The following is a 9,203-nucleotide window of genomic DNA, read 5'->3' on the forward strand; positions in this document are numbered from 1 at the left end:
TCATGCAGCGTCGGCCAGGGTGCCGGCGATCTCCCGGGCCGTGCCGACCGGGTCACCGTCGAGGGCATGCCAGGTGTAGCGCAGCAGGGACCACCCCGCGCGGGTGATCGCGTTGCCCTTGCGCCGGTCGTCGCGGAACCGCTCGGCGTCGACGTGCCACGCCCAGCCGTCGACCTCGACCGCGACCCTCCGCGCCGGGAACGCCAGATCGATCCGCCACGGCCCGAACGGGTGGCCGAGCACCCAGCCGCCGATGCCCGCGTCGCGCAGGATCGTGACGAGCAACCGTTCGGCGGCCGAGTCGGCGCGGTCCGCCGACGCCGTGATCAGCTGCCGGGCCCGCGAGGAACCGTGCCGGTCCAGGTTGCGGCAGTAGGCGCGGTGGAGCGCGGCGAACCGCACGTGGCGCTGCAGCGCCCGGTCCAGGAACACCGACCCCCCGAGCGGGCCGGTCGCCGTCTCCAGCGCGGTCAGCGGCTCCGCCGTCAGGACCAGGTGGCGGTCCTCGACGCGATCGACGGGCGAGAGGTCGCGGCGGCGGAGCACGACGCCCGGCTGCGGACGCAGGTGCCGGTGACGGGGCACGGTCACCTCGATCTCGTCGGGTGCCCGGTCGAGCATCCGGTGCCAGTACGCCGCCGCCGGGCCGCTGACCAGCGCCGAGCTCCCCGCCCACAACCACGCTGCCCGCACCCGCGCCTCGTCGGTGAGCCGGTAGCCGCCGGCCAGGTACACCCCGGGGTGCAGCACCTCCCACTCCTGCCGCTGCACGCGGCGACGCACTGTGCGGGCGCTGATCCCGGCGTCGACGGCCTGGGCGGTGGTCAGCACGCCGGCCTGGCGGACGAGCAGATGATCGAGGCGCACCCCCGGAGGATCGCGGACCGACCGTGATCACCGTGGCCGTTCACCGGAACCCGAGCGCCATGATCACCCCCAGCGGTGCAGGGCGGCCACGGTTGGCCGGATCGCACCGCGGACGACGATCACCGCGGGCGGGCGTCAGGCCGGGGGGCGTTCGTCCGCCACCGCCGCGGGCGGGCCGGGGAGGGCGGGGGCGGAGGCCGGGTCGTGGGGCACGGCGGGGGGCTGCTCGCCGCGGATGCCGGCCAGCAGCGCGGTCACGTCGGCCATGATCGCGCCGGTGACGCCGTCGAGCGCGGTGCGGGTGCGGGGGCCGCCGAGCCACGGCGTCAGGTCGACGGGCGGGCCCGCGACGATCGTGACCCGCCGGCGCGGGAAGAACAGGCGGGGGCGGTTCGTGCCGGGCGGCAGGACGTCCTGGGTGCCCCAGTTGGCGACCGGGATGACCGGCGCGCCGGTGACCAGGGCGATCCGGCCGATGCCGTTCTTGGCTCGCATCGGCCAGCCGTCGGGGTCGGCGGTGTAGGTGGCCTCCGGGTAGAACGCCACGATCTCGCCGCGCTGCACGGCCGCGATCGCCTCGCGGTAGGCGTCACCGGCCCGGGCGGAGGACCGGTACACCGGGATGTGGCCGCCCTTGCCCAGCACCGACCGGACGACCGGCACGTCCCAGAGCTCGGACTTGGCCAGGAACCGGGGCATCCGCCCGTGCGAGATCGTGAACGCGACGTCGAAGATCGGGTCGGCGAAGGAGACGTGGTTGAGCGCCAGCAGGGCGCCGCCGGTGCGCGGGATGTGCTCGCCGCCGCTCCACCCGATCCGCGTCCCGAACATCGTGAACGGCCACAGCATCCAGATCGCGAAGCCGAACCAGAAGCCCGACGTGCTCCACCGGCGCGTGACGGTGAGTCGCAGCTTCTGCCACGTCGACAGCGGCCTCATCGATCCTCCTCCTGTACCCGGGCAGCGATCATGTCCCGACAACGTCCCCGGCGACCACGGTGAAGCTACGCAACCGCTGTGACCTACGTCCCAGCGGTCATCCGGCGACGCGCCCGCGACGGAATGTCCGGCGACACTGGTTTCCGCCCCGTCCCGTCGCCCGTGAGGTGGTCGTGCCCGACAAGTCCGGTCTGCCCCGTCTGGAGCCCGTCGGACGGGAGCAGGACAGGCCGTCCGCGCTGGTCCTGGTCCTGCACGGCGGCCGCGCACACAGCCGCGAGAGCGGAGAGCCCAAGCGGCTCACCTACCGCCGGATGGTGCCGTTCGCCCGCGCGCTGAGCCGCCGCGGGCCCGCGGTGTACCTGTTGCGCTACCGCTTCCGGGGCTGGAACGCCCCGGCCAGGGACGCCCTGCGCGACGCCCAGTGGGCGCTCGGCGAGCTCGCCGAGCGGTTCCCGGGGGTGCCGGTGGTGCTGGTCGGTCACTCGATGGGCGGACGCGCCGCGCTCGGGGCCGCCGGGGCGTCCAACGTGGTCGCGGTGTGCGCGCTGGCCCCCTGGCTCGACGGCTCGGACCCCGTCGTCCAGCTCGACGGCCGCACCGTGCTGATCGCCCACGGCGACCGCGAGCGCTGGACCGACCCCGGCGAGTCCTACCGCTTCGCCGTGCGCGCCAAGGAGCGCGGGGTGGCCGTGTGCCGCTTCGACGTGCCGGGGGCGGGTCACTTCATGCTCACCCGCATCGGGGTGTGGAACGCACTGGTCCGCCGGTTCGCGCTCGGCGTCCTGGGCATCGAACCCGTGGACCCGGTGATTGCGAATGCTCTGCACCAACCCACCCCGAGCGGCCTGCGGGCCGTACTTCATGGAGCCCACACATGAGCCCGACCGCAGCCGTCGTCGGGTCCGGCGTCGCCGGGCTCACGGCCGCCTACCTGCTGCAGCGCCGTTTCGACGTCACGCTGTTCGAGGCCGACGGGCGCCTGGGCGGGCACGCGCACACCCACGAGCTCGCCACCCGCGACGGCGGCACCGCCTTCGTCGACTCCGGGTTCATCGTGCACAACGAGCGCACCTACCCGAACCTGCTGCGGTTGTTCGCCGAGCTCGGCGTGGCCACCCAGGAGTCCGACATGTCGATGTCGGTGCGCTGCGAGGGCTGCGGCCTGGAGTACGCGGGGGCGCGCAGGCTGGGCGGTCTGTTCCCGCAGGCGTCCAACGTGGCGCGGCCGCAGTACCTGCGGATGCTGGGCGAGGTCGTCCGGTTCCACCGGCACGCCCGCCGGGTGCTGGCCGACGAGCGCGCGGGCGACGTCACCCTGGGCGCGTTCCTGGCGATCGGCGGCTACTCGCGCTACTTCGTCGAGCACTTCATGCTGCCGGTGGTGAGCGCGGTCTGGTCGGCGGGCGAGACGGTGTCGATGGCGTACCCGGCGCGCTACCTGTTCACCTTCCTCGACCACCACGGGCTGCTCTCCATCGGCGGCTCGCCGCAGTGGCGCACCGTCACCGGCGGGTCCCGGTCCTATGTGGAGAGGGTGGTCAAGGAGCTGTCGGCGGTGCACGTCTCCACACCGGTGCGGGCCGTGCGGCGGGTCGGCGGGGGCGTCGAGATCACCGCCGACGGCACTCAGCGCTTCGACAAGGTCGTCGTCGCCACCCACCCCGACCAGGCGCTGGCCCTGCTCCCCGAGGCCACCGACGACGAGCGCGACGTGCTGGGCGCCTTCGCCTACTCGGCGAACACCACCCAGCTCCACCACGACACCTCCGTGCTGCCCAGCACCGCGGGCGCCCGGGCGTCGTGGAACTACCTCAAGCCCTCCTGTTCCAGCCGCGACGCGCCCGTGCTGGTGTCCTACGACATGAACCGGCTGCAGCGCCTGGCCGAGCCCGACGACTACGTGGTCACGCTCAACGGCACCGACCGCGTCGACCAGGACTCGGTCGTCGCGACGATGCACTACGAGCACCCGATCTACACCCCGGAGTCGGTGGCCGCGCAGCGCCGCCTGCCGGCCCTCAACGACGGCACGGTCGCGTTCGCCGGCGCCTACCACGGCTGGGGCTTCCACGAGGACGGCTGCGCGGCCGGGGTGCGGGCCGCGGCGAGCCTGGGAGCCGGCTGGTGACCTCGTCGCAGCGGGAGATCGTCCGGACGCCCGTGGCCGTGCCCTCACTCTACGACGCGCGGGTCCGCCACGTGCGCCGCAGGGCCATGGACCGCAGCTTCGGCCACGCCGTCTACCTGTGGCTCGTCGACCTCGACGCCCTGCCCCAGCTGCCCCGGCCGCTGCGCCCGTTCGCGCGCTTCGAGGCGCGCGACCACCTCGGCGACCCGGCGCGGACGATCCGCCAGAACCTCGACGCGTGGCTGGCGACCCGCGGCGTCGACCTCGCCGGTGGGCAGGTCCTCATGCTCGCCAACGCCCGCGTGCTCGGCTACGTCTTCAACCCGATCACCGTGTACTGGTGCCACCGCCCCGACGGCACTCTGGAGTGCGTCGTCGCGGAGGTCCACAACACCTACGGCGAGCGGCACTGCTACCTGCTGCGCACCGACGACGCCGGCCGCGCCGAGACCGGCAAGGACTTCTACGTCTCACCGTTCCTCACCGTCGAGGGCACCTACCGGATGACGCTGCCGGTGCCCGGCGAGCGCCTGTCGGTCACCGTGACCCTGCGGCAGGACGACACCACGGCCCTGACGGCCACCGTCACCGGCCGCAGGCGGCCGGCCACCCCCGCCGCACTGGTCGGGATGCTGCTGCGGCGCCCGCTCATGACCCACCGCACGTCGGCGCTGATCCGCCGCCACGGCATCACGCTGTGGCTCAGACGCCTGCCCGTGATCCGCCGGCCGAAACACACACCTCAGGAGGGCGTCCAGTGAGCACCGAACCCGTCAGTCCGGCGCCCGTGCGGCGCTCCAACAACCACCTCGTCCCCCGGCCGAACGAGGGGGTGTGGCCGGGCCTGGCCACGCCGCCGCGGGCACCCGGCAAGGCGCGGATCGCCGAGGCGCTGTTCCGGCGCGCGGTGAGGCCGCTGCCGGTGCGGGTGGTGTTCCCCGGTGGCGAGCGGATCGGCGCGGGCGGACCGGACGCCCCCGTCATGCGGATCGTCCGCCCGGAGGCGTTCTTCCACCGGCTCGGCGCGAACTCCAAGATCGGGTTCGGCGAGGCGTACATGGTGGGCGACTGGACCACCACCGACCTGGCCGACCTGCTCACCCCGTTCGCCGCGAAGCTGTCGACGCTGATCCCGCCCACGCTGCAGCGCATCGGGCGGCGCTTCGCCGAGGCCCGCCAGCCGAGCGAGGAGGTCAACACCGTCGAGGGGTCGCGGGAGAACATCCAGCGCCACTACGACCTGTCCAACGACCTGTTCGCCACCTTCCTGGACGAGACGATGTCCTACTCGGCGGGTTGGTTCGCCGAGGGCAGCGACGACCTCGTGCTCGCCCAGGAGCGCAAGATCGACGGCATCCTGGACATGGCGGGCGTCGGGCCGGACAGCCACGTGCTGGAGATCGGCACCGGCTGGGGCGGGCTCGCCACCCGGGCCGCGCAGCGCGGCGCCCGCGTCACCACGCTGACGATCTCCGCCGAGCAGGCGCGCCTGGCCGAGGAGCGGCTGAGCGCGGCCGGGGTCGCCGACCGCGTCCAGGTGCTGCTGCGCGACTACCGCGAGGCCCAGGGCAGCTACGACGCCGTCGTCAGCGTCGAGATGATCGAGGCCGTCGGCGTCGCCTACTGGCCGACGTACTTCGCCGCGCTCGACCGTCTCCTCAAGCCCGGCGGCAAGGTCGGGCTGCAGGCGATCACGATGCCGCACGACCGCCTGATGGTCTCCAAGAACGACTACACCTGGATCTCGAAGTACATCTTCCCCGGCGGGGTGATCCCGTCGGTCGAGGCGATCGAGCAGAACCTGCGCGACCACACCGGCCTGCGCATCGCCGAGCGCCGCAGCCTCGGCCCCGACTACGCACGCACGCTCGCCCACTGGGGCGAGAGGTTCCGCGCCCGCTGGGAGACCGTCGCCGGCCTCGGCTTCGACGAGACGTTCCGCCGCATGTGGGAGTTCTACCTCGCCTACTGCGAGGCCGGTTTCCGCGTCGGCTACCTCGACGTCCACCAGCTCTCGCTGCAGCACCGCCGCCCGTACTGACTCCTGGAGACCACCGTGCCCACCCCTGTCGCCCCGCAGCTCGCCGGGCTCGTCGAGCGCCTGATCGGCGCGCCGCTGCCCATCCGCCTGCGGGCCTGGGACGGCTCCGAGGCCGGCGCCCCGGACGGCCCCGTCGCGATCATCCGGCACCGCCGGGCGCTGCGGCGCCTGCTGTGGAACCCGGGCGAGCTGGGGCTGGCGCGCGCGTTCGTCGCCGGGGAGCTCGACGTCGAGGGCGACGTCGCCGAGGGACTGTCCCGCTTCTGGAAGCTCGCCCGCGCCCAGAACCTCGGGGCGCTGCGCCTGAGCACCGCCGACAAGGTCGACGCCGCGAAGCTGGCCGCCCGCCTGGGCATCCTGGGCCCGCGCCCGAAGCCCCCGGCGTCGGAGGCCCGGCTCGACGGCCGGCTGCACAGCCGCCGCCGCGACCGCGCCGCCATCGCGCACCACTACGACCTGTCCAACGACTTCTACGAGTTCCTGCTCGACCCGCAGATGGCCTACTCCTGCGGCTACTGGACCCGCGAGACGAGCCCGTCCTACGGGCTGCAGCAGGCCCAGACCGACAAGCTCGACCTGATCTGCCGCAAGCTCGGCCTGAAGCCCGGGATGCGCCTGCTCGACGTCGGGTGCGGGTGGGCCTCGCTGCTGATCCACGCGGCCGAGAACTACGGGGTCACCGCCGTCGGGGTCACGCTGTCGGCGCAGCAGCGCGCGTTCGGGATGGCCCGGGTCGCGGAGCTGGGGCTGGCCGACCGGGTCGAGATCCGGTTGCAGGACTACCGGGAGATCCCCGACCAGCCCTTCGACGCGATCAGCTCGATCGAGATGGGCGAGCACGTCGGCCAGGACAACTACCCGGTCTACGCCGCCCAGCTGCACAAGCTGCTGCTCCCCCACGGCCGGCTGCTGCTGCAGCAGATGTCGCGCGGCGCGGCCGGGGCCAACACCGCACCGGGCGGCGGGGCGTTCATGGAGGCCTACGTCGCCCCGGACATGTACATGCGCCCGCTCGGCGAGACGCTGAACTTCCTGGAGGCCGCGGGCCTGGAGGTCGTCGACGTCCACTCCCTGCGCGAGCACTACGTCTGGACCGTGCGGCCGTGGCTGGACACGTTGCAGGACAACAGGGCCGAGGCGGTCCGGCTCGTCGGCGAGGAGCAGTTCCGGGTCTGGCTGCTCTACCTCGCGGGCGCCGCGCTCGCCTTCGAGGAGAACCGGATGGGCGTGCACCAGATGCTCATGGTCCGCCCCGACGCCGAGGGCCGGTCCGGCCTGCCGCGCGGCCGGACCTCGACGCTGGGCCGCGACCCCGAGCTCGATCACGTCTCGATGACGAACGGCAGCGCGGGCAACGGCTCGGCGCGCGCGGTCACGGCCGACCCGACACGATGAGCGCATGAGCGACTACCCCTGGGGCGCGGCGCTGACCAACCTGTGGGTCAGCGCCGTCGTCGTGCTCGCGCTGTTCGCCGCCTCGCTGTTCGTGGCCGTGCGCGTGCGCGGCAACCGCCACGACGGCATCGACGTGGTGTGGGGCGCCGGGTTCGGGATCGTCGCGATCACCTCGCTGATCCTGTCGGTCGGCGAGGGCGACCTGTGGCGCCAGCTGCTGATCACGGCCCTGACCTGCATCTGGGGCTTCCGGCTGGCCTGGCACATCGAGCGGCGCAACCGGGGCAAGGACGAGGACCAGCGCTACGTCGAGATCATGGAGCGCGCCAGGGGCAACCCGCTGCTGCACATCGTCCGCAAGGTCTACCTGCCGCAGGCGGTGATCATGTGGGTGGTGTCGTTGCCGGTGCAGCTGGGCCAGTACGGCTACGCCTCCGGCGCCCTGGCCGTCACCGTCACGGTGCTGGGTGTGCTGTCGTGGGCGGTCGGCTTCTTCTTCGAGACCGTCGGCGACGCCCAGCTGGCCGCGTTCAAGGCCGACCCGGCCAACAAGGGCCAGGTCATGGACCAGGGCCTGTGGCGCTACACGCGCCACCCCAACTACTTCGGCGACGCCGCCGTCTGGTGGGGCCTCACCCTGCTCGCCCTGCACCACCCGGCGGGGTTGATCGGGCTGGTCAGCGCCGCCCTGATGACGTGGCTGCTGGCCAAGGGCACCGGCGCCAAGCTGCTGGAGTCGACGATCGGCAACCGGCGCCCCGGCTACGTCGAGTACGTGAAGCGGACCAGCGGGTTCTTCCCGCTGCCCCCCAAGAAGACGGTGACCTGAGGTAGGGGCTCCTGAACCGTCCGCGCCGCTGCTGCGAAACACCGAGCAACATCCCGATCCGTGAGAGTGAGCGTTCATGAACACCGGTGACCAGGTCAGCGACTTCGAGCTGAAGGACGAGACGGGCACCCCGCGCCGCCTGTCCAGCCTGCTGGAGAACGGGCCCGTCGTGCTGTTCTTCTACCCGATCGCCTCCAGCGGCGGCTGCACGCAGGAGGCCTGCCACTTCCGCGACCTGGCCGCCGAGTTCGCCGCTCTGGGCGCGCAGCCGGTCGGGATCAGCGGCGACGGCGTCACGGCGCAGAGCACCTTCGCCTCGGCCCACTCCCTGGGCTACCCGCTGCTGTCGGACACCGGCAAGAAGGTGGCCAAGGAACTGGGCGCCAAGCGGTGGTGGCTGCCCGGCGGGCTGCAGACCAAGCGCATGACCTTCGTCATCGGGCAGGACCGCCGGATCATCGAGGTCATCGCGAGCGAGACCAAGTTCGACATGCACGCCGACGACGCGCTGGCCGCGCTGAAGAAGCACCAGGCGGCTGCGTGAACGACGACCACGCCGTCATCGACGGCCGGACGGTCACCGCCTCCACGGTGGTGGCCGCCCCGCCCGCCGAGGTCTTCGCGCTGCTCGCCAACCCGCACCGCCACCACGAGTTCGACGGCTCGGGCACCGTCCGCGGCGCCACCTCCGGCCCACAGAGGCTCGCGCTGGGCGACCGGTTCGGCATGGACATGAAGATCACGTTGCCGTACCGGATCACCAACCGGGTGGTGGAGTTCGAGCAGGACCGGCTCATCGGCTGGTGCCATCCCGCGAAGGCGATCTGGCGCTACGAGCTGGAACCGGTCGACGGCGGCACCCGCATCACCGAGACCTTCGACTACGCGGGCTCGCCCGTCGCGTGGGGCATCGAGCTGTTCGGGATGCAGAAGGGCAACGCGAAGTCGATCCGCGACACGCTGCGCCGGCTCGTCACCATCTTCGGGGCGCCCGCCTAGGG

The 9,203-nt window shown here is 72.8% G+C and carries 10 protein-coding genes; 8 read left to right on the forward strand and 2 right to left on the reverse strand.

Going from position 1 to position 9,203, the window contains the following annotated elements; genetic code table 11:
* Entirely contained in the window at window positions 1-867 is an 867-nt protein-coding gene (locus PHY01_RS11165; protein ID WP_141278499.1) for a type IV toxin-antitoxin system AbiEi family antitoxin domain-containing protein, read from the reverse strand.
* A gap of 135 nt (window positions 868-1,002) precedes the next feature.
* Window positions 1,003-1,806: a lysophospholipid acyltransferase family protein gene (locus PHY01_RS11170; protein ID WP_141278500.1), complete on the reverse strand. Its 804-nt coding sequence runs from the start codon at window positions 1,804-1,806 to the stop codon at window positions 1,003-1,005.
* A 173-nt stretch (window positions 1,807-1,979) separates the two neighbouring features.
* On the opposite strand from PHY01_RS11170, the gene PHY01_RS11175 reads away from it, so the two are divergent.
* The 8 genes from PHY01_RS11175 to PHY01_RS11210 all read left to right on the forward strand — a co-directional run bounded on the left by PHY01_RS11175 (window position 1,980) and on the right by PHY01_RS11210 (window position 9,201).
* A complete protein-coding gene (locus PHY01_RS11175) occupies window positions 1,980-2,687 on the forward strand; it encodes an alpha/beta hydrolase (protein WP_141278501.1) in 708 nt (235 codons plus the stop codon).
* Window positions 2,684-3,937 (forward strand): NAD(P)/FAD-dependent oxidoreductase, encoded by a 1,254-nt coding sequence (locus PHY01_RS11180; protein ID WP_141278502.1) that lies wholly within the window; start codon window positions 2,684-2,686, stop codon window positions 3,935-3,937. Before PHY01_RS11175 ends, PHY01_RS11180 begins: the two co-directional genes overlap by 4 nt.
* On the forward strand, window positions 3,934-4,698 hold the full coding sequence (locus tag PHY01_RS11185) for a DUF1365 domain-containing protein (RefSeq protein ID WP_281283621.1): 765 nt from the start codon (window positions 3,934-3,936) through the stop codon (window positions 4,696-4,698). The genes PHY01_RS11180 and PHY01_RS11185 overlap by 4 nt, the downstream gene beginning before the upstream one ends.
* A complete protein-coding gene (locus PHY01_RS11190) occupies window positions 4,695-5,978 on the forward strand; it encodes an SAM-dependent methyltransferase (RefSeq protein ID WP_141278503.1) in 1,284 nt (427 codons plus the stop codon). Before PHY01_RS11185 ends, PHY01_RS11190 begins: the two co-directional genes overlap by 4 nt.
* Before the next feature lie 15 nt (window positions 5,979-5,993).
* On the forward strand, window positions 5,994-7,373 hold the full coding sequence (locus PHY01_RS11195) for an SAM-dependent methyltransferase (RefSeq protein WP_141278504.1): 1,380 nt from the start codon (window positions 5,994-5,996) through the stop codon (window positions 7,371-7,373).
* Between the two features lie 4 nt (window positions 7,374-7,377).
* Complete coding sequence (locus PHY01_RS11200) at window positions 7,378-8,202, forward strand: DUF1295 domain-containing protein (protein WP_141278505.1); 825 nt, start codon at window positions 7,378-7,380, stop codon at window positions 8,200-8,202.
* 76 nt (window positions 8,203-8,278) lie between these two features.
* Window positions 8,279-8,746, forward strand: coding sequence for a peroxiredoxin (locus PHY01_RS11205; protein WP_141278506.1), 468 nt, complete (start codon window positions 8,279-8,281; stop codon window positions 8,744-8,746).
* A complete protein-coding gene (locus tag PHY01_RS11210) occupies window positions 8,743-9,201 on the forward strand; it encodes an SRPBCC family protein (protein ID WP_246085829.1) in 459 nt (152 codons plus the stop codon). The genes PHY01_RS11205 and PHY01_RS11210 overlap by 4 nt, the downstream gene beginning before the upstream one ends.
* Window positions 9,202-9,203: the final 2 nt, after the last annotated feature.

It is taken from the genome of Pseudonocardia hydrocarbonoxydans, assembly GCF_006539565.1.
Lineage (GTDB): Bacteria > Actinomycetota > Actinomycetes > Mycobacteriales > Pseudonocardiaceae > Pseudonocardia > Pseudonocardia hydrocarbonoxydans.

What these genes read in the sequence shown, in the direction of transcription:
- PHY01_RS11205 (WP_141278506.1), top strand. Translation starts at nt 8,279, where the DNA reads ATGAACACCGGTGACCAGGTCAGCGACTTCGAGCTGAAGGACGAGACG.
- PHY01_RS11170 (WP_141278500.1), bottom strand. Translation starts at nt 1,806, where the DNA reads ATGAGGCCGCTGTCGACGTGGCAGAAGCTGCGACTCACCGTCACGCGC.
- PHY01_RS11180 (WP_141278502.1), top strand. Translation starts at nt 2,684, where the DNA reads ATGAGCCCGACCGCAGCCGTCGTCGGGTCCGGCGTCGCCGGGCTCACG.
- PHY01_RS11200 (WP_141278505.1), top strand. Translation starts at nt 7,378, where the DNA reads ATGAGCGACTACCCCTGGGGCGCGGCGCTGACCAACCTGTGGGTCAGC.